Here is an 18,155-nt window from a genome sequence, read left to right as displayed (position 1 = left end):
AATGTCAGACGCGGGCGGAAAGGATGCGGCGGGCCTTGTCGAGATCGGCCGGCGTGTCGACCCCGAGCGGCACTGAGTCCACGATCTCGACATCGATGCGCATGCCCGCTTCGAGCGCCCGCAATTGCTCCAGCGATTCGCGCTTCTCGAGCGTCGACGGCTTCAGCGAAACGAAAGTCTCCAGCGCCTTGCGACGATAGGCATAAAGCCCGATGTGGTGATAGAGGGGCCCTTCGCCATAGGGTGCGGTGGCGCGGGTGAAATAGAGCGCGCGAAAGCGGCTGTCGGAAAGCGGGGAGCCGACGACCTTGACGACGTTGGGATTGGTCTTTTCGTGTTCGTCGGTGATCGCCACGGTCAGTGTGGCGATGTCGGTCGAGGGATTTTCCAGCGGCTTCAGCGCGGCACGAATCGGACCGGGCTCGATGGTCGGAAGATCGCCCTGCACGTTGATGACGATTTCCGCTTCGCCATGCGGATCGGCCTTCAGGAGCGCCTCGTGGATCCGGTCGGAGCCGGACTGGTGATCGACACGCGTCATGATCGCCTCGAAGCCGGCGCCGGTCACGGCCGCGAAGACATCGGGATGATCGACCGCCACCACGATCCGCCCGACCTCGGCTTCCGCCGCCCGCCTTGCCACCTGCACGATCATCGGCAGGCCGCAAATATCCGCAAGCGGCTTGCCGGGAAGGCGCGTCGAAGCCATGCGCGCCGGAATGAGTACGAGGGTTTTGCCCGATTGTTCACGATTCATCGTCCGGCCTTCAAAAACCCGGAGAAAGTGTCAAAACGTCTCACTCCGGGGTTGATAATCTCTGTTGCAACGCAGAGCCAAAAGACATAGGTTCCGCGCGATTTCAAGATGGGCCGGCTTTTTGTTTGTGCCGGTGGCTAAGGGAGCGTTTGCAGATGAATCCATATGTGAACATGGGTGTGGGTGCCTTGTTGGGTACGGTCTTCGTTCTGATGTCCGTATCCATTGCGTCGGAAGGCATTTTCCATTCCGAAGCTCCCGAGAAGGAAGGGTTCGCCATCGTCGCCGAGGAAACGGCAGGCGAGGCGGGTGCTGCCGGCGGCGAGGAAGCGAAGTCCGAGCCGATCGGGCCGCTGCTCGCCAGCGCCGATGCCTCCGCCGGCGAGGCCGTGTTCAAGAAATGCGCAAGCTGTCACACCGTGGAGAAGGGCGGACCGAACAAGGTCGGCCCGAATCTCTGGAGCGTCGTCAACCGCCCGGTCGCCTCGCATGAGGGCTTCAGCTATTCCGCGGGCATGCAGACCTTCGCAGAAGGCGGCAAGGTCGTGTGGGACTACGATCATCTGAGCTACTTCCTCGAAGCGCCGAAGAAGCACGTGCCCGGCACGGCGATGGGCTTCGCCGGCATCAAGAAAGTCGACGAGCGCGCCAACCTGATCGCCTGGCTGCGTGAGCAGGCGGACAGCCCGGCCCCGCTGCCGGACGCCGGCGCGGCAGGCTCGACCGAGGCGGCACCGGCTGCTGGTCAGGAGGGACAGGCCCCCGCCGCTGCCGAAGGTGCCGCAGCTCCCGCTCCAGCTGAAGGCGGTGCGGCCCCTGCAGCCACTGAAGCCAGCCCGGCCCCGGCCGAAGGCGGAGAAGCTCCCGCCCCGGCTGAAGGCGAGGCTGCTCCGGCAGGTCAGACCGGCGCTCCAGCGCCGGCTCCGGCAAACTGATTGCGGCCAGCACACGGCCAGTCTTCCTGAAAACCCGGTCGGTCGATCGGGTTTTTTCACATCCCGCAGGTGTGATGAGCCTGGCCGCATCATGATATAGAATGGCCTCCACCATTCGACATATGCAATGCGAGCGACACCAACCGCTCGGAACGAAGGAGCAGACGACAGATGACCGGTAGCGGTGAGCAGACTTTCCTGTTCGAGCAGAACCCGACCAGAGTGGCGACCAGCGAGCGCGATGCGCTGCTTGCGAATCCGGGCTTCGGGCGCGTGTTCACCGATCACATGGCGACGATCCGCTATTCCGAGGGGCGCGGCTGGCACGATGCGAAGATCGGCCCGCGGAAGGCGTTCGATCTCGATCCGTCGACACTGGTGCTGCACTATGCCCAGGAGATCTTCGAGGGTATGAAGGCCTATCGCCTGCCCGACGGCGGCGCCACGCTGTTTCGCCCCGATGCCAATGCGCGCCGTTTCCGCAACTCCGCCCTTCGGCTCGCAATGGCGCCGCTGCCGGAGGAGCTGTTCGTCCAATCCGTGCGCGAACTGGTTCGTATCGACCGCGACTGGATACCCGCCGGCGAAGGAGCCGCGCTCTATCTTCGGCCGTTCATGATCGCCACGGAAGTGCTCCTCGGCGTGAAGCCTTCGGCTGAATATCTCTACTGCGTCATTGCTTCCTCGGTCGGTTCCTACTTCAAGGGCGGCGCCCCGGCCGTTACCATATGGGTTTCGGAGAATTACACCCGGGCAGCGCCCGGCGGCACCGGCGAGGCCAAATGCGGCGGCAACTACGCCGCGAGCCTCGCGGCGCAGGCGGAGGCGATGCAGGAGGGCTGCGAGCAGGTGGTGTTCCTCGACGCGGTGGAACGCCGCTTCGTCGAAGAGCTCGGCGGCATGAACGTCTTCTTCGTTTTCCGCGACGGCTCCCTGCAGACGCCGCCGCTGACGGGCACGATCCTGCCGGGCATCACGCGCGATTCGCTGATCACGCTTGCCCGCGATATGGGGCTAACGGTGCGCGAAGAGCCCTATGCCATCGACCAGTGGCAGGCGGATGCGGAAAGCGGCCGCCTCACCGAGGCCTTCGCCTGCGGGACGGCTGCGGTCGTAACGCCGATCGGCAAGGTCAAGGGCCGCGAACACAGCTTCACCATTGGCGACGGCGGAGCCGGTCCGGTAGCCGGCCGCCTGAAGTCAGCCTTGCTCGACATCCAGAACGGCCGCGCGCCGGACCCGCATGGCTGGCTCGACCGGCTGTTCTGAGCGCAGCCTTCGGTCCGGAATGCCGCCCCTCATCCGCCTGCCGGCACCTTCTCCCCGCAGGCGGGGAGAAGGGACAAGCGGCGCCAACTGAACCCCGCATTCGCCGCCCGCCCGAGGGAGCGAGCGAGCGCGGCATATCCCTTCTCCCCGCCTGCGGGGAGAAGGTGGCGGCAGCCGGTTGAGGGGCAGGGGCAGAACTCGAGCAGGCGAGTGGGCACCCAGTCACATCAGCAGATAGGCCCATACCGACACGCTGACGACGCCGAGTGCGGTGGTCAGCGTGATGGTCGAGGAGGCGAGCGCGTGCCCGACATTGAAATGGTTGGCGATCAGCCAGGCGTTGACGCCGGTCGGGACGGATGAGGTGAGAACCAGCGCCGCGGTCCAGCTGTCGTTCAGGCCCAGCAGGTGGCAGGCGGCGAAGACGGCGCCCGGCAGCACCAGGAGCTTGAGGGTGCTCGTCACGGCCGCGAGCCCGGTATTGCCGGCAAGGCCGTATTTGTCGAGCGCCATGCCGATCGAAACGAGCGCTGCGGGCGCTGCCACGCCCGCAAGCTGATCGACCACGATCTTCACCGGCCCGCCGAGGGGTTGTCCGAGGAGATGGAAGAGAGCGCCGAAGGCAAGGCCGATCACGAGGGGATTGCGGACGAGATTGCGGGCAACTCCGCCCATGAGCTTCCAGATGCCCTGCCCCGGTGCACCGGTCGTCTGGCGTTCCGCACGCTCCATCATCACCGTTCCGGCAATCATCATGACCGGCAGATGGACGGAGAGCAGGATCGACAGCGCAACGATCCCGTCTTCCCCGACAAGGCGGGAAACAAGGGGCAGGCCTATGAAGACCGTATTGGCGAACGCTGACGAAACGCCTGCAAGCACGCCCATGCGCGCGTCCCGGGCGAAGCCGAGCGTCGCCGCCAGATGGCCGATGGTCCAGGTCACCGCGACGCCGGAGAAATAGGCGACCCAGAGCGGCCAGGGCGACCCTTCCTTGAAATCCGCCTCGGCGATGGTACGGAAGAGAAGCACCGGCACCGCGACGCGGAAGACGAAATCGCCGAGCGCCTCGCCGACGGCCGGCTTCAGGTAGCCGAGCCGGACGATGAGCCAGCCGGTCAGAATCAGGACGAAGATCGGTAGAACGTTCAGGAAGACGTCGGACATGGAAGAGCCTTGATGGGTTTCCAAGCCATAGCCCTGTTCGAGCCGCGGAAGCAAGGGAGGCGCATGCAGCAGGTCTCCTTGATTCGAGGACAACCCAAGCCAACATGCAGCAATTACAGATGAATCAGCGCGAGCGCGGTCATGCGCGACCGGAACATTCCGGGGCTGCCAAGCGTTGCGATCAAGGACGGGAACGACCAGAAATGCCGAGCGAATACCCGAACTATTCTCACAAGGACGACGATCCTCATCTGACCGATGACGATCTGGCGGAAAAAGTTCTGCACTTCCTTCGCTACGCGACTGCGATCGATACGAGCGATATGAAGGTGATCGCTTTAGGCAACATCGTCGTGCTCTCCGGTACGGTTGGAAGCGAAGCCGACATCGCCTCTGCCGGCGAGGCAGCCGCCTCGGTCATCGGTGTTTCGAGCGTGGAGAACGGCCTAAGGGCGCGCGAAGGTAGAAGTTGAAGCGCGCCGCTTCTCAACTTGCCGAGGCCGGCATGTCTGAGCCTTGCGCAATGCAAACCTCGCGAATGCAGCCGCGCAGCCAGCGATGCGCCGGATCGGCATCGAGCCGCGGATGCCAGAGCAGCGAAACCGTGATCTGCGGTAGGGAGAAGGGCAGCGGAAAGCTGTGCATTCCCTGACGCAGGGCGCTCGTGTGGCGTTCAGGAACGCTGGCGATCAGGTCCGAGGAACGAGCCAGCGCCAGGGCGCTCGAAAAGCCGCCTACGATGGTAACGATCTCGCGCTCCAATCCGATCGACCCCAGGGTATCATCGATGCCGACAGCCGCCTTCTCGGGCCCCCGCCGTGAAACAAGGATGTGTCTGCCGGCGGCGTAGCGGGCCGGCGTAACCTCGCCCCCGCTCAAAGCGTGGCCATTGCGCACAACGCCGATGAACCGGTCCCGGAACAGAGCCTGCGTCCGCAACTCCGGCCCTGTCGCCTCACCCACCACACCTGTCTCGAGATCGACGCTCCCGTCCCGAAGCGGGCCGCTGCCCTTGTCCGACTTCTGCACGAAGGCCAGGCGCACCCCGGGGGCTTCCGCGCCGAGCCGTGCAAGGAGGCACGGCCCGAAGTTTTCGACGAAGCCGTCGCTGGTTCGCAGCGTGAAGGTCCGGACGAGCCGTTTCAGATCGAGTTTCTCCTGCGGCCGCAGGACGGCTTCCGCCTCCTCCACCAGCCGGCCCACCTTCTCGCGCAGATCGAGGGCACGCGGCGTGGCAACGAGGCCGCGCCCAGCCCGAACCAGAAGCGGGTCGCCGGTCGTCTCGCGCAATCGCTGGAGAGCCCGGCTCATTGCCGAGGGACTCAAGCGCAGCCGCTTGGCTGCGCGCGCGACGCTGCCTTCTGCGAGCAGCACGTCGAGGGTGACGAGGAGATTGAGATCGGGCTTCGGCATGCAACGACAGTAGCACAGGTTTCATCCAGGCACGGCGTCAAATGCACGAGTGAAGTGCAAATCGTGCGTGTTCCGCCATGACGGTCGCGCGGCTAGCTTCTCCTCGGAATGCTTCAAGGTCCTCAGGAAGGAATGTTCATGCCGAAACCAGCCGTTGCCGCGGCAGACGATGCCGCCGGTGGAAATCCGCACACGGGCGCCTCGGCCGGATGGGCGCTCGCCAGTCTTTCGCTCTCCATGCTGCTGTCCTCGCTCGGCACCAGCATCGCGAATGTCGGCCTGCCGAGCCTCGCCACGGCGTTCTCCGCCTCGTTCCAGCAAGTCCAGTGGGTCGTCCTCGCCTATCTCCTTGCCATCACCACCCTGATCGTCGGTGTCGGCCGGCTCGGCGACATGGTCGGGCGCCGGCGGCTGCTGCTTGCCGGAATCCTGCTGTTCACGGTGGCTTCGGGGTTGAGCGGCGCTGCACCGAGCCTGCCGCTCCTCATTGCCGCCCGGGCGGTTCAGGGGCTCGGAGCGGCGGTCATGATGGCGCTCGCCATGGCCCTGGTCGGCGAGACCGTGGCGAAGGAAAAGACCGGTGGCGCCATGGGCCTGCTGGGCACCATGTCTGCGATCGGCACCGCGCTGGGGCCGTCGCTCGGTGGCGTTCTGATCGCCGGTCTCGGCTGGCAGGCGATCTTCCTCGTCAACGTGCCGCTCGGCGCCCTGGCCTTTCTTCTCGCTCGTCGCTCGCTGCCCGCCGATCGCCAAGGGTCTGCGGCGGAGCGCGCTGGCTTCGACGTTCCGGGCACGCTGCTGCTCGGCCTGACGCTCGCCGCCTATGCACTCGCCATGACGGTTGCGCACGACAGTTTCGGTCCGCTCAACATGGCGCTCCTGACTGCTGCCGTCGTCGGCGCCGGTCTCTTCGTACTGGCCGAGCGGAGAGCGACCTCCCCCTTGATGCGGCCCGAGGCTCTCCGTGACCCGGTGCTCGGTGCGGGGCTTGCCATGAGCGCACTCGTCTCGACGGTGATGATGGCAACGCTGGTGGTGGGGCCGTTCTACCTCTCGCGCGCGCTCGGGCTCGGCGAAGCGCTCGTCGGGATCGTCATGTCGGCGGGTCCGGTCGTCTCCGCCCTGAGCGGTCTGCCGGCCGGCCGTGCCGTCGACCGCCTGGGAGCCCCGTTCGTGATCGTCACAGGCCTCCTCGCAATGGCCGCCGGCTCATTCGCCCTGTCGGTGCTTCCGGAGATGTTCGGCGTCGCCGGCTACCTGGCCGCCATGCTCGTCCTGACCCCGGGTTACCAGCTGTTCCAGGCAGCCAACAATACGGCCGTGATGGTGGATGTCCGCCCGGACCGGCGCGGCGTCGTCTCCGGCATGCTCAATCTCTCGCGCAATCTCGGGCTCATCACCGGCGCATCGGTCATGGGAGCCGTCTTCGCCTTCGCATCGGCTGCACCCGACATCGCGGCCGCACCAGCCGTGGCCGTTGCCGCCGGCATGCGGATCACTTTCGCCGTCGCGGGCGCCCTGATCGTGAGCGCGCTCGTCATCGCGCTCCGGAGCCGCACTCTCTTCATGCGCGCTTGCGCCGGCGCGGCACTACGCGATGAAGGTAGGTGAGGTACGGTTGCCGGCACCATCTTGCTTCCTCCAGAGCGGCATGAAGCGCGTGCGGTTTTCCGCCTTCTTCTCGAACAGCCCGGCGCCTATGGCACATCCAGTTCGAGTTCCTCGGCCGACATCCGTCGTGCAAGAAATCCGGCAAACGGCCGCGAAAGAAGGAGCGGGAGGGTCCATGACTGGATGCGCAGGCCGAGCTTGCTTTCCGGTACGAAATGGCCACCGATGCGGCGCGACGTGGCCTGCATCCTCGTGACCATCGGTTTCAGGCGGGATTCGTAGGCCTCGAATGCCTGAGCATGCGGCTTTGCCGCCAACTCCGACGCGAGAATCCAGGCGCCGGCTAATGCGGTGGACGTTCCCTGACCGGACAGAAAGGTCAAACACCAGGCGGCATCTCCCAGAAGCACCACGCGGCCGCTCGACCATCGGGGCACCTCGATTTGTGCAATCGTATCGAAGAAACCCCGCTGCCAGTCGACCGGCGTCGAGAGCGCCAGCGAAACGGGATGAGACCATTGGCCGAAGCGCTCCATCAGCGTCTTCTGCCGCGCCTCCGGAGCCACGCGCCCGGTCGAGGAATCGCGCCAGCAGAACAGGGTCGCGGCAGTTCCGTCGCCAACCTCGTAGAGCCCGCCCTGGTGATCGACGTCCATCATGCCGACGAAGCTGGAGTCGAGCGGAGTGGCTAGCGGCATTCGCCATGCGGCCGCGCGAAAACCCAGAGGCCTCAGAAAGGTCTCATGCGGGCCGAAACACATCTGGCGGATCGCGCTGCGCCAGCCATCCGCTCCCACGACGATGTCGAAGCTTTCCGTCGAGCCTGTCGACAGCACGACATCGACACCGTCTTCCCTGTTTGCGAGCGCGGTCACCGTCGTCCCGTATCTCAGATCGGTGCGATCCCCAACGGCCTCGAGCAGGACGTCCTGTACGGCGTCCCGCATGATGGAAAACATCTTGCCGTTCACCGCCCGCGCCAGAGCATGATAACTATAGGAGAAGAGGCGCCGGCCCTCCGGGCTGCGATATTCCGCCGTGCCCAGGGAAACGGCGCGCGCCCTGAACGGGTCGAGAAGGCCCAGCCGTTCCGCCGCGTTCCAGCCATTGACGTGAACACCTATCGCATAGCCGGCGGCGCGGTTCTGCTCGACCCGTTCAACGACCACGGCCGTCATGCCATGTGCCCGCAATGCTGCAGCGAGGGCGAGACCCGCCGGTCCCGCGCCGACGATCAGGATACGCATCGTTTCTGCTTTCAGAACTTGAAGCTCACACGGCCGCCGAAGGCGCGCCCGGTGCCAAGCTGATAGAGATTCCCGTAGGTTGCTTCGGTGAAGCCGTAGACCGCATACGTCTCGTCGAAGACGTTGTTGACGAACACATCGGCGACCACCTGCTCACTCACTTTCCAGCTCAGGCCAAGATCGACCAGGAAGAACCCCTTCTGGCCAATGGTATTGGGGTGAGTAGGCCGGAGGGATTTCACCTGCCGGCCTCTCGTAGAACGGTGCGTGAACCTCTCGATTCACACCGCTCCCATCAGGCAAACAGGTTCGTTCCGAACGCCTGCCAGTGTACGAAGAGGCCCCGATTATCTCGAGCAAGTTGCCGCAGGAACTGCGAAGCCCGAGTTTTGTGGAACCGAAAGCGCTTGTACTTTCGCATAATCCAGGCCTTGAGCTTCCGATTGACGTAGTCAGCCAGAGAGAACAGGGCCGAACGACTGAACCGCCCATAATAGGCAATCCATCCCCGGAGGAGCGGATTGATCTGTTTGGCGATTTCAGCCAGCGTCCCCGGCGTTTGCCGCGGAATGTTCAAGCTCTTGATCGTGGCCCGCATCGACTTTAGCGCCGTCGGGCTGGCCGCCGGGGTGTAGCCGCAGAAGAACTCATCCTGCTGCGCCGTCGCCACCTGTCGCGGCCGGAATTGGTATCCAAGAAAGTCAAATTTGACGGTCGGATACCTTTTCCGACGCCGATTATCTTTGCAGTAGACGATCTGGGTCTTGATCGGATGCATCTGAAGTCCGCATGCTGCCAGCCGGGCTTGAAGCGCAGCCTTGAGGGCCTGTGCTTCTTGCTCGGTCCGGCAGTGCACGAGACCATCATCGGCATACCGACACCATGGAAGATCAGGGTGCGTCCGAGTCATCCAGACGTCGAACGCGTAATGCAGGAAGAGATTCGAGAGGATTGGGCTGACCACGCCCCCTTGCGGGGTACCACGTGTGCGCTCAATGACTGCTCCGTTCTTTTCCATGGGCGCGACCAGCCATCTTTCGATGTAGAGCAGAGCCCAGTTGCATTTGACGTGCTTTCTGACCGCCTTCAGCAAGAGATCATGCGGAAGATTGTCAAACAGCCCTTTGATGTCGAATTCCAGAACCCAATCGTACTTCCAGCACCGCTGACGCGTCACCCCAACGGCATCCAGCGCCGATTTTCCCGGCCTGTATCCGTAGGAGTCCGGAAGAAAGAGGGAATCCAAATCCGACTCAATCATCTGCTTGACCACCATCTGCGCGATCCGATCGCTGACCGTGGGCACACCCAAAACCCTTTCGCCACCAGTCTTCTTCGGAATGGAGACGGCGCGCACCGGTGGCGGAAAGTAGGTCCCGGACGACATCCGATTCCAGATCTTGTAGAGATTTCTCGCAAGGTCTTTCTCGAACATCTCCAAGGTCTCACCGTCCACTCCGGCTGCGCCATGGTTGGCTTTGACCGCTTTGTAAGCTTCGTACACTTGCCGCTTCTCAATTCGAAACGGCTTGTCTGTCGTATCTATCGAAGTCATCCTGTTTCCAGTTGTTCCAAGCATTACGACCACCTGATCCGACCCCTTTGCTCCGACCCCATTACAGGGCCCTCAACGCTCATACGGATCGGTCCGCCCCAGTCTCCTGCATCGGTACTCTCGCCTTGCGGTTTGCTCCGCTTGGGCTTCTCCCTTGGCATCAGGAGCCTGGTTCCTGCAGTTCCGCGTGAAAGCCTGTGTCCGACTCACGCCCCCTCTACGCCGGTCGCCGCCCGCCCAGTCATCAGGCGCCTGGCGGGCTTATCCCAGGATGACGAAACGGTCCTGGTTTCGACGACGCTTGAATTTCTTAACGACGCGTCTTCGGAGGGTTCACTTTCGTTCGTCTTTCGGACACGCACCTGCTCGGATCTCGTCCGAACTTTTCATCCGACGCTCACCACCACGGCTCTTTACCGCAGCAGCTCGGACTGGTTTGAGACCCGCTCCTGAAAGCCGATCCCGGAGGGCCATCCTCCATCATTCACACAGCTTTACGACACAGTGTCAGTTCATACTGAACTCCTTCCGTGCCTCTGCAGCACACTTTCGTCGAAGAACACTGATCCGGCATAGGTCATTCCCGCACGGGGAATGAGCTGTCCCCAGCCTTCGGCCAGATCGAATGCGTAGTCCAGCGCGAGATTTGCCGTGAATTCCGGTGCGTAAGGCACCCGATTACCGGTGTAGTCGATGCCAGGATTCACCGAGTTCTCGTATCTGGTGAACGTCGTGCGGTTGAAGCCGAGGCCTCCGGCGATGCCCAGCCGCTCGGTCGGATTGGCGCGGACGGCGAGATTGATGCCCTTCGCGGTGACTTCGCCTGCGTTCTGAAGGTACTTCAGGTACACATCGCCGACGAACAGCTGATAGTCTTTCGTCACATTGTAGTAGGCTGAAAGCGACGCCTCCAGCGATCCGTCGAGCGCTCTGTACTTGATGCCGGTTTCGCCATTGTAGGTGTTCTGCGGATCGTAGGTGAAGGCGATGTTCTCGGGCGTCACATTGCGGGTGAATCGGGCCTTGTAACCCGTCGAGAACAGGCCATGCACGCGCCATTCGTCGTCAAGCGCGTAGCTCGCGCCGAGCTTGGGCGAGACGCCGCCGAAGCTGCGCTCACCGGCGATCGTCACGGCGCCGTCGGCACGCGCCCATGCCTTTTCATAATCGAACCGGAGGCCCGGCGAGATGTCGAGCCTGTCTGTCGCATGCCACGCCAAGTCTCCGAATATTGCATAGGAATCGATCGTCTGCTGCGAAACCTGACCGATCAGCGGGGTCCGCCGCTCGAAATCGAGACGCTGCCCGTATACGCCAACCACATAGTCGAGCGCGTTGCCGAGTTCCGGATCGGAAGCGATACGCAATTCCTGGCTGAATGTCGTCTGGTCCTCGGGCGTCTGAAAACCGAGCGTGGTGCGGTCGAGCTTACGGTCCTGATAGCCGGTCAGCGCCGTGATGGTGGCGAAGTCAAGGTCGTAGGATGCATTGACCCCGAAGCTGGCGGTGTCCAGCCGGTAGCGTGAGTCGATAGGCAGTGCGATGCGGTCGTTGAACATCGATTCCATGACGAATTGCTCTTCGGTAGAATCGACGCGGCCGCGCTGGGTGCTCACCATGACATCCAGCGGGCTGTCATCGGGCGCGTAGCGCAGGCGGATGCGGCCGTTCAGGTCATCGGTTCCGCCGATCTCCTGTCCGCTGCCCAATAAGGTGTACTGGTCGGCCTCCCGTCGGAAGGTCAGGGCCGCGTCACCGTATATCACCCCGTCGATGATCGGCGTATTGAGCAGCAGGCTGGCGTCTCCTCCCTGCGTGTGCAGCGCCCCGGCGGTATCGACACGCAATTCATTGTCAGGCTTGCGCGTCACCACGTTGATGACCCCGCCGATCGCGCCGCGACCATAGAGCGTGCCTTGCGGCCCGTAGAGGAGTTCGACGCTGTCCAGACCGGCAGGGAGCAACTGGCTGAAGATCGAGGGGTCCTGGGGGAGGCCATCGACATAAAGCTGGACGCTCGGCTCATAGTAATCGACCGAGGACTGCCCACGAACGGTGACGTTGGTATAGGCGCGGTTGGAGCGGGACCGGATGTTGGTATCGACAAAAGCCCTGTCCAGTTCGCCGGCGCTGGCAATCCCTCGATCCTGCAATTCCTGCGCCTCGACGATCGCGACCGTGGCCGGCACCTCGAACGCTTCCTGCACGCGCTTCGTGGCCGTGACCGTAATAGGTTCCAGAACGGTGGTCTCCTCTTTCTGCTGCGCGCCGGCAATGCCGGGCTAGGCGAGAGAGGAAAGCGCCAAGACGGATACGCTGGCGAGAAGGGTTCGGCTCATGGGCGGGACTCCTGAACGGGTAGGGATGGGACGACGGCCGTCGACGAATGGCGCGGAAGGAGGATGTCGATGGATCGGGCGCGTCTCAGCGAGCGCCACGCGGCAAAAGCCAGGAGCAGGGCCGTTGCCGCGAACACGACGCCATAGCCGGCGTGCTGGGCGATGACGCCGGCAATCACTCCCATCGCAACGGCGAGGGCCGCATCGAGGCTTTGCAGAACCGCAAAATCCGTCGCTGCCTGCTCGGTGTCGGACCAGTTCATCATCATCGCGTAGAGCGCGACAAAGGACATCGCGACGGCGGCGGCCTGGACCAGCAGCAGGACAATGGCGGCGATGTCCCCCTGCCAGATGCCGAAGGCGAACAATGCGAGACCCGCAAATGCAAGAAGATTGACGGCGGCGAACGCAGCAAGCGTTCTTCCTGATCCGAATCGCTGGACGAGGGCGGCGCCGGCCAGCGCCCCGATGAGCCCGACCACAGCGCCACCGGCGCCCCTGACCCAGCCGATCGTCGCCACAGGGAAGCCGATATCCACCATGAACGGGCTGAGCATCGACGTACCGAGGCGTACGCCGCATTGATAGAGGATAAGAAAGCCGATGCCGCCGACCAGCGGCCGGTTGGAAAGGACCGCGCGGAACCCTCGCCGCCCGCGCGGTCGGGACGCATGGCGTCCAATATGGGTAGCGGCGAGCGTCGGCAGCGTAAGCACCGCGATGAAGCTGGCCATTGCCCACATCGAAGCGGCCCATCCGGCATAGGCATAGATCGGCAGCCACAAACCGCTGCCGATCAGGAATCCAAGATAGCCGCCGCCGGTGCTTGCCCCGCTGGCCTTGCCGCGGGTCTCCTGCGTCGTGGCATGAACGGCGAGAGAATCGGTTGCAACGTCTTGGGTCGCGGCAACGAAAGCCATCGCGAGGAGAACAATGGAAAGCGACGGCAGATGGGTCTCAGGGGGAAGACGGGCCGCAACGCCGAAAAAGACGATCAGGGCAAGCTGGCAGACCAGGATCCAGTTGCGCTGTGTCCCAAACCTGTCGACAAGCGGAGCCCAGAGAAACTTGAGAGCCCAGGGCATTATCAGGATGGCGAGAAAGCCGATCCGGTCGAGCGACACACCGGTATCGCGCAATGCGACGGGGAGCGCCGTCTGCACCATGCTTCCCGTCGCGGACTGGGCAGCGTAAAGCCCGCTCAGCAATCCGAGAACGATGTAGGGCGTGGCCCGTGTGCTCTGTTCGGCTATTCCAGTCAAGTGCAGCATTCCTGTTCGGCAAACTTGACTATTGCATTCAGGGTTTCCGATAGTGCGATCCGGTCCGTTATTTTTGCGATGACACAGAATCCGGTATGACATTCCATATCCAGCGCCGCACCCTGATCCAGTCCGAGTTGGAATCGGCCGCCTCGATCGGCGTCGATCCCGCCGACGTGGCATCGGCGCAGTTGGTATCGGGCGGCCTTTGCAAGGTGTTCGGGATTCATGCCGGGCTGAATTTGACAGTCTTCGACGTCATCGCAGGAACAGCGCTGGGGGAGCCCGTGCGGAGCGCCCCTTGCTTGGCGATCGACATTCTGTTCAATGCAACCGGACGTGGATGGATATCGCCGCCGGACGGCGGAGAAGACCTGTCCATACCCTACCGGCGGGGAATGATGTATCTCACCTTCGCGCCCCCGGGAGCCACGGGCAGATACGATGTTCCCGCGGGAGCACGGTTTCATGGAATCGACATACGCATTGGGCTCGATTTCCTGGAGCGCTTGGGATGGCTCGGGGCCTTCGCCGTCCTGACCCGAGGGCATCCGCACCATGTCGCTTCCTGCGGCGCCTGCTGGATCGGCGCGCTATCTCTGCCGGAGCGCATCGCAGGACAGGCGAAAGCCTGCTCGACAGCAGTCTTTTGAACGAGAACGATCTGGCGATGGAGGCGCGTTGCCTCGACATCATCGACGCTGCGATCGCCTGCGTGTCCTCGCCGGCTCCGCTTCCGGCGCCGACCAATCGCGACCGCCGCCGTATCGAGGCCGCTCGCGATATCTTGCTCGATGAGCTTTCCCGGACATGGACCATCGCAGAACTGGCCCGGAGATGCGGTCTCAGCGAAAAGCGGCTCAAGGCAGGATTCCAGAAGGAGTTCGGAAAGCCGGTCTATCGCTATCTTCAACTCGCGCGACTGACCGAAGCCAAGCGCATGTTGGCCGAGACGGACAGAAATGTGACGGAGATATCACTTGAAGTGGGTTACACCAGCACGAGCCATTTTGCGCGTGTATTTTTGAGAGAGTTCGGTGTCCTGCCGTCGGCGATCAAGTCGGAAACCCGTAATTCATCGAAAACTCGGCGCCATCTGATCCAAACAGCGTGGTGATCAGACGAAGTGGGCGTCTTACACCGCCCTCATCAAAGGTGCGGCTGCCAGCGTCCGGAAATGGCTGGACGAACACGGAGTAAAGCCATGAACAATGTCGTCGAAATCAATGGCGAGAAGGCGGTTGTCGCTTTCGACCCCGAGATTCAGATGCTGCGCGGCGAGTTTGTCGGCCTGAATGGCGGTGCCGACTTCTATGCCGAAAGCGTCCACGATCGATCGAGGAAGGCCGTAGGTCACTGGACGTTTATCTCGAAATGTGCCGGGAAAAGGGCATCGAGCCACGCCGGAAATTCTCCGGCAAGTTCAATGTCCGCCTCGATCCCGAAGATCATGCCGCAGCGGCCGTCGCTGCCGCAGCAGCGGGCAAGAGCCTGAATGAATGGGTCATCGGAGCGATCAGGGAAGCCGCCGCTGAATAGCGGAGACGGGCGCTCGGCACTGGCAGATAGCGTCAAGAATGCTGGTGGCGAATAAAGGACTAACTCAGTGCCCACGCAGTGGACTGAAGTGGCGGACAGAGAGGGATTCGAACCCTCGATACGCTTTCACGTATACACGCGTTCCAGGCGTGCGCCTTCAACCACTCGGCCACCTGTCCATCCTTCTGCAGCCGGCGGTCGATCCGGCTGGATGGGGAAAAGCGAAGCTTCTCCGCGTCACCGGTGAAACCGGGAGACGGGCGCGATATATACCGATGATGCGCGCGGGATCAACTGGTTTCTGACATATTATTGACATGCCTTGAAAGGTGCTGCGGATGACCGGCCATTGCGCTTGCCCGCCCTTGCGCCTATCTCTTGCGCAGGACGAGCCGAAAGGGGGAGCGGATGCGGTTGCTGCTGCGGTTTGCGAGCTTTCTGGCGCTGATGGCTGCGGTCTTTGCAGGGACGATCGATTCCATTCAGTCGGTAGCGGCGTCGGAGCCGGTCATCACTTCGCTTGCCGACGGCATAGCTGCGATCGGATCCGATCAACTGAACTGGGTTCAGTCGCTGCAGCGGACCGGAGCCGGGCCGGCAATGTGGCTCAGGGCGCTGCACTGGGTTCTGGCGCAGCCCGCCTTTGCCGTATTCCTCGCCCTCGCCCTCCTCCTGTGGATGGCCGGATACAGGAAGAAACCCGCTGCCGGGCGCTTTGCCGCCTGAGCGCCGGAGCCGCACGGCTCGCTCCCATGAGCGCTGACGAAAGGAGCCTCAGATGTTTCTGATCGACATGTTCAACAAGAAGACCATCCTGCCCGATGCCGCAACGGCGCTGCCCGGCCGAGAGGAGGAGATCCCGACTGCGACGACGCATTTCGTGTCGGGGCGGCCGCTCAAGGGCCCTTATCCGGAGGGCATGAAGAAGGTCCTCTTCGGTATGGGCTGCTTCTGGGGGGCCGAGCGTCTCCTGTGGGAGATCCCCGGCGTCTACGTGACCGCTGCCGGCTACTCCGGCGGGCTCACGCCCAATCCGACCTATCAGGAGACGACGACAGGGTTGACCGGCCACACGGAGGTGGTGCTGGTGGTCTACGATCCGGCCAAGGTCTCGCTTCAGCGCCTGCTGAAGACATTCTTCGAGGAGCACGACCCCACCCAGGGCATGCGCCAGGGCAACGACGTCGGCACCACCTATCGCTCGGCGATCTACGTCTATGACGAGGAGCAGCTCGCCGAGGCGAATGCTGCGCGCAACGCCTTCCAGAAGGCGCTACGGGTCTACAACCATGATCGCGAGATCACCACCGAAATCGCGAAGGCGGGGCCATTCTACTTCGCCGAGGACTATCACCAGCAATATCTCGCCAAGAATCCGGACGGCTATTGCGGATTGCGCGGCACCGGCGTCAGCTGCCCGATAGGCGCCTGACCCCTCCGCGGCGCGCGAAGCCGACGCTCTCGACATGCCTACGATCTAATGGGGTGCGGACCTATGTCCGCTCCCCTTTTTTGCGCCGTGAGCCGCCTCCGCCGGCCATTTCAGCGGCCGGACTGCTTTTTTACCATCCGAAAAAATTTGGATGTTTTTTTGCCGAAGCCGTGCAAGGATGCGCCCACCCAAGCCTTAAAGAGAGGGGCGGGTTCCGCGGTGGGGGCCCCGTTCGGGACCGGCGGAAGACCCGAAAAGATCAATAGCGACAACAGGGCTTTACAATGAAAAAAACCATCCTCGGTCTCCTTGCATTCTCGATGATGTCCGCGACGGCACTGGCCGCCGACATCAAGCCGGCGATCATCTACGACCTCGGCGGAAAATTCGACAAATCCTTCAACGAAGCGGCCTTCAACGGGGCCGAAAAGTTCAAGACCGAAACCGGCATCGAATATCGCGAGTTCGAGATCGCCAACGACGCCCAGCGCGAACAGGCGCTGCGCCGCTTCGCCAGCGACGGCAACAGCCCGATCGTCATGGCCGGCTTCAACTGGGCCGCGTCGCTCGAGAAGCTCGCCGGCGAATATCCGGATACGAAGTTCGCGATCATCGACATGGTTGTCGAAAAGCCGAACGTCAAGTCGATCGTATTCAAGGAGCAGGAAGGCTCCTATCTCGTCGGCGTTCTTGCCGGCCTCGCCTCCAAGACCAAGACGGTCAGCTTCGTCGGCGGCATGGACATCCCGCTGATCCACAAATTCGCCTGCGGCTATGTCGGCGGCGCCAAGTCGACCGGCTCGGACGTAAAGGTGCTCGAAGCTTACACCGGCACCACGCCCGATGCATGGAACGACCCGGTCAAGGGCGGCGAAATCGCCAAGTCGCAGATCGATCAGGGCTCCGACGTCGTCTATCATGCTGCCGGCGGCACCGGCGTCGGCGTGCTGCAGGCGGCAGCGGATGCGGGCAAGCTCGGAATCGGCGTCGATTCCAACCAGAACATGCTGCAGCCGGGCAAGGTGCTGACATCCATGCTGAAGCGCGTCGACGTCGCCGTCTACGACTCCTTCATGGCCGCGAAGGACGACAAGTTCGAATTCGGCATCTCCAACCTCGGCCTCAAGGAAGACGGAGTCGGCTACGCGCTCGACGAGCACAACCAGGCGCTGATCACGCCGGAAATGAAGGAAGCGGTCGAGAAGGTGAAGGCCGACATCATCTCCGGCAAGGTCCAGGTTCACGACTATATGACCGACGAGACCTGCCCGTACTGATCGTCGCACATCAGACCGTATTCAAAAGCCTCCGGTTCATCCGACCGGAGGCTTTTTTCGTCGGATCATGAGGCATCAATAATGCGGCGGGCGCGTCACCGGAGTCGCATCTTGCGCCTGTTCTTCGAGGCTCAGGAACCGTTCGGTCAGACGATCGAGCTTGGCGCGCGTCTGCTCGACCACCTTCCATTGCTCCGCCAGTTGGTCCGAAAGCTCCTCGATGGTCTTCAATTGATGGGCCACCGTCTCTTCGAGCCGGGTGATCCGCTCTTCCGCATCGCGCATCATGCTTCTCCGTCGGTCGGGTTCAAAGTCGGGCGCAGAATGTCGGCGCGTGGCCGGGTGTCAAGGG

General features: G+C 62.9%; 20 protein-coding genes and 1 tRNA gene. 10 read left to right on the top strand and 11 right to left on the bottom strand.

Annotation, left to right across the window (positions count from 1 at the left end):
- Positions 1-4: 4 nt before the first annotated feature.
- Complete coding sequence (locus tag PZL22_RS19175; RefSeq protein ID WP_003533424.1) at positions 5-757, bottom strand: 3-deoxy-manno-octulosonate cytidylyltransferase; 753 nt, start codon at positions 755-757, stop codon at positions 5-7.
- Positions 758-912: 155 nt separating this feature from the next.
- On the opposite strand from PZL22_RS19175, the gene PZL22_RS19170 reads away from it, so the two are divergent.
- Positions 913-1,692, top strand: coding sequence for a c-type cytochrome (locus PZL22_RS19170; protein WP_003533426.1), 780 nt, complete (start codon positions 913-915; stop codon positions 1,690-1,692).
- A gap of 171 nt (positions 1,693-1,863) precedes the next feature.
- Positions 1,864-2,961 (top strand): branched-chain amino acid aminotransferase, encoded by a 1,098-nt coding sequence (locus PZL22_RS19165; RefSeq protein ID WP_003533428.1) that lies wholly within the window; start codon positions 1,864-1,866, stop codon positions 2,959-2,961.
- 222 nt (positions 2,962-3,183) lie between these two features.
- Here the strand turns inward: PZL22_RS19165 and PZL22_RS19160 are convergent, their stop codons facing one another.
- The gene (locus PZL22_RS19160) at positions 3,184-4,128 is read right to left on the bottom strand and encodes an AEC family transporter (protein WP_284718535.1); all 945 of its coding nucleotides are present in this window, start codon (positions 4,126-4,128) and stop codon (positions 3,184-3,186) included.
- Positions 4,129-4,331: 203 nt separating this feature from the next.
- On the opposite strand from PZL22_RS19160, the gene PZL22_RS19155 reads away from it, so the two are divergent.
- Complete coding sequence (locus tag PZL22_RS19155; protein ID WP_003533432.1) at positions 4,332-4,601, top strand: BON domain-containing protein; 270 nt, start codon at positions 4,332-4,334, stop codon at positions 4,599-4,601.
- A 13-nt stretch (positions 4,602-4,614) separates the two neighbouring features.
- Here PZL22_RS19155 and PZL22_RS19150 read toward each other — a convergent pair whose 3' ends face one another.
- Positions 4,615-5,541 carry a LysR family transcriptional regulator gene (locus PZL22_RS19150; protein ID WP_003533433.1) on the bottom strand — a complete coding sequence of 309 codons (927 nt, stop codon included), beginning with the start codon at positions 5,539-5,541 and terminating at the stop codon, positions 4,615-4,617.
- A gap of 132 nt (positions 5,542-5,673) precedes the next feature.
- Between PZL22_RS19150 and PZL22_RS19145 the strand changes: the two genes are divergently transcribed.
- The gene (locus tag PZL22_RS19145; protein WP_033049031.1) at positions 5,674-7,152 is read left to right on the top strand and encodes an MFS transporter; all 1,479 of its coding nucleotides are present in this window, start codon (positions 5,674-5,676) and stop codon (positions 7,150-7,152) included.
- A gap of 86 nt (positions 7,153-7,238) precedes the next feature.
- On the opposite strand, the gene PZL22_RS19140 is transcribed toward PZL22_RS19145, so the two are convergent.
- The 5 genes from PZL22_RS19140 to PZL22_RS19120 form a co-directional block, all read right to left on the bottom strand.
- Positions 7,239-8,399 carry an FAD-dependent monooxygenase gene (locus PZL22_RS19140; RefSeq protein WP_003533436.1) on the bottom strand — a complete coding sequence of 387 codons (1,161 nt, stop codon included), beginning with the start codon at positions 8,397-8,399 and terminating at the stop codon, positions 7,239-7,241.
- An 11-nt stretch (positions 8,400-8,410) separates the two neighbouring features.
- The gene (locus PZL22_RS19135) at positions 8,411-8,641 is read right to left on the bottom strand and encodes a TonB-dependent receptor (protein ID WP_088194600.1); all 231 of its coding nucleotides are present in this window, start codon (positions 8,639-8,641) and stop codon (positions 8,411-8,413) included.
- Between the two features lie 53 nt (positions 8,642-8,694).
- A complete protein-coding gene (ltrA, locus tag PZL22_RS19130; RefSeq protein WP_127634456.1) occupies positions 8,695-9,954 on the bottom strand; it encodes a group II intron reverse transcriptase/maturase in 1,260 nt (419 codons plus the stop codon).
- 512 nt (positions 9,955-10,466) lie between these two features.
- Positions 10,467-12,143, bottom strand: a complete 1,677-nt coding sequence (locus PZL22_RS19125) for a TonB-dependent receptor (protein WP_284718534.1) — start codon at positions 12,141-12,143, stop codon at positions 10,467-10,469.
- A gap of 146 nt (positions 12,144-12,289) precedes the next feature.
- Positions 12,290-13,564 carry an MFS transporter gene (locus PZL22_RS19120; RefSeq protein WP_284718533.1) on the bottom strand — a complete coding sequence of 425 codons (1,275 nt, stop codon included), beginning with the start codon at positions 13,562-13,564 and terminating at the stop codon, positions 12,290-12,292.
- 86 nt (positions 13,565-13,650) lie between these two features.
- Between PZL22_RS19120 and PZL22_RS19115 the strand changes: the two genes are divergently transcribed.
- Together PZL22_RS19115 and PZL22_RS19110 are read left to right on the top strand one after the other, a co-directional pair.
- A complete protein-coding gene (locus tag PZL22_RS19115; protein ID WP_244422799.1) occupies positions 13,651-14,208 on the top strand; it encodes a hypothetical protein in 558 nt (185 codons plus the stop codon).
- Positions 14,205-14,672 carry a helix-turn-helix domain-containing protein gene (locus PZL22_RS19110; RefSeq protein ID WP_244422800.1) on the top strand — a complete coding sequence of 156 codons (468 nt, stop codon included), beginning with the start codon at positions 14,205-14,207 and terminating at the stop codon, positions 14,670-14,672. The genes PZL22_RS19115 and PZL22_RS19110 overlap by 4 nt, the downstream gene beginning before the upstream one ends.
- Before the next feature lie 18 nt (positions 14,673-14,690).
- Here the strand turns inward: PZL22_RS19110 and PZL22_RS19105 are convergent, their stop codons facing one another.
- Positions 14,691-14,912 (bottom strand): hypothetical protein, encoded by a 222-nt coding sequence (locus PZL22_RS19105; RefSeq protein ID WP_017264514.1) that lies wholly within the window; start codon positions 14,910-14,912, stop codon positions 14,691-14,693.
- Between the two features lie 17 nt (positions 14,913-14,929).
- Between PZL22_RS19105 and PZL22_RS19100 the strand changes: the two genes are divergently transcribed.
- Positions 14,930-15,094 (top strand): type II toxin-antitoxin system HicB family antitoxin, encoded by a 165-nt coding sequence (locus PZL22_RS19100; protein ID WP_010968426.1) that lies wholly within the window; start codon positions 14,930-14,932, stop codon positions 15,092-15,094.
- A gap of 89 nt (positions 15,095-15,183) precedes the next feature.
- On the opposite strand, the gene PZL22_RS19095 is transcribed toward PZL22_RS19100, so the two are convergent.
- Positions 15,184-15,273 (bottom strand) — tRNA-Ser (locus PZL22_RS19095).
- Between the two features lie 229 nt (positions 15,274-15,502).
- Here PZL22_RS19095 and PZL22_RS19090 point away from each other — a divergent pair.
- From PZL22_RS19090 to PZL22_RS19080, 3 genes are all read left to right on the top strand, one after another.
- Complete coding sequence (locus tag PZL22_RS19090; RefSeq protein ID WP_003533439.1) at positions 15,503-15,820, top strand: membrane protein; 318 nt, start codon at positions 15,503-15,505, stop codon at positions 15,818-15,820.
- A 52-nt stretch (positions 15,821-15,872) separates the two neighbouring features.
- On the top strand, positions 15,873-16,526 hold the full coding sequence (gene msrA, locus PZL22_RS19085) for a peptide-methionine (S)-S-oxide reductase MsrA (RefSeq protein ID WP_003533440.1): 654 nt from the start codon (positions 15,873-15,875) through the stop codon (positions 16,524-16,526).
- A 284-nt stretch (positions 16,527-16,810) separates the two neighbouring features.
- A complete protein-coding gene (locus PZL22_RS19080; protein ID WP_003533441.1) occupies positions 16,811-17,803 on the top strand; it encodes a BMP family lipoprotein in 993 nt (330 codons plus the stop codon).
- Positions 17,804-17,878: 75 nt separating this feature from the next.
- Here the strand turns inward: PZL22_RS19080 and PZL22_RS19075 are convergent, their stop codons facing one another.
- Positions 17,879-18,088: a SlyX family protein gene (locus PZL22_RS19075; protein ID WP_003533442.1), complete on the bottom strand. Its 210-nt coding sequence runs from the start codon at positions 18,086-18,088 to the stop codon at positions 17,879-17,881.
- Positions 18,089-18,155 lie beyond the last annotated feature (67 nt).

It is taken from the genome of Ensifer meliloti (genome assembly GCF_030064585.1).
Taxonomy (GTDB): domain Bacteria; phylum Pseudomonadota; class Alphaproteobacteria; order Rhizobiales; family Rhizobiaceae; genus Sinorhizobium; species Sinorhizobium meliloti.
This window is presented reverse-complemented; position numbering and strand designations above follow the sequence as displayed.

Excerpts from the sequence above, each read along its gene's own strand:
- PZL22_RS19175 (WP_003533424.1), bottom strand. The coding sequence starts at position 757 with ATGAATCGTGAACAATCGGGCAAAACCCTCGTACTCATTCCGGCGCGC.
- PZL22_RS19170 (WP_003533426.1), top strand. The coding sequence starts at position 913 with ATGAATCCATATGTGAACATGGGTGTGGGTGCCTTGTTGGGTACGGTC.
- PZL22_RS19165 (WP_003533428.1), top strand. The coding sequence starts at position 1,864 with ATGACCGGTAGCGGTGAGCAGACTTTCCTGTTCGAGCAGAACCCGACC.
- PZL22_RS19160 (WP_284718535.1), bottom strand. The coding sequence starts at position 4,128 with ATGTCCGACGTCTTCCTGAACGTTCTACCGATCTTCGTCCTGATTCTG.
- PZL22_RS19155 (WP_003533432.1), top strand. The coding sequence starts at position 4,332 with ATGCCGAGCGAATACCCGAACTATTCTCACAAGGACGACGATCCTCAT.
- PZL22_RS19150 (WP_003533433.1), bottom strand. The coding sequence starts at position 5,541 with ATGCCGAAGCCCGATCTCAATCTCCTCGTCACCCTCGACGTGCTGCTC.
- PZL22_RS19145 (WP_033049031.1), top strand. The coding sequence starts at position 5,674 with ATGTTCATGCCGAAACCAGCCGTTGCCGCGGCAGACGATGCCGCCGGT.
- PZL22_RS19140 (WP_003533436.1), bottom strand. The coding sequence starts at position 8,399 with ATGCGTATCCTGATCGTCGGCGCGGGACCGGCGGGTCTCGCCCTCGCT.
- ltrA (WP_127634456.1), bottom strand. The coding sequence starts at position 9,954 with ATGACTTCGATAGATACGACAGACAAGCCGTTTCGAATTGAGAAGCGG.
- PZL22_RS19120 (WP_284718533.1), bottom strand. The coding sequence starts at position 13,564 with ATGCTGCACTTGACTGGAATAGCCGAACAGAGCACACGGGCCACGCCC.
- PZL22_RS19115 (WP_244422799.1), top strand. The coding sequence starts at position 13,651 with ATGACATTCCATATCCAGCGCCGCACCCTGATCCAGTCCGAGTTGGAA.
- PZL22_RS19100 (WP_010968426.1), top strand. The coding sequence starts at position 14,930 with ATGTGCCGGGAAAAGGGCATCGAGCCACGCCGGAAATTCTCCGGCAAG.
- PZL22_RS19090 (WP_003533439.1), top strand. The coding sequence starts at position 15,503 with ATGCGGTTGCTGCTGCGGTTTGCGAGCTTTCTGGCGCTGATGGCTGCG.
- msrA (WP_003533440.1), top strand. The coding sequence starts at position 15,873 with ATGTTTCTGATCGACATGTTCAACAAGAAGACCATCCTGCCCGATGCC.
- PZL22_RS19080 (WP_003533441.1), top strand. The coding sequence starts at position 16,811 with ATGAAAAAAACCATCCTCGGTCTCCTTGCATTCTCGATGATGTCCGCG.
- PZL22_RS19075 (WP_003533442.1), bottom strand. The coding sequence starts at position 18,088 with ATGCGCGATGCGGAAGAGCGGATCACCCGGCTCGAAGAGACGGTGGCC.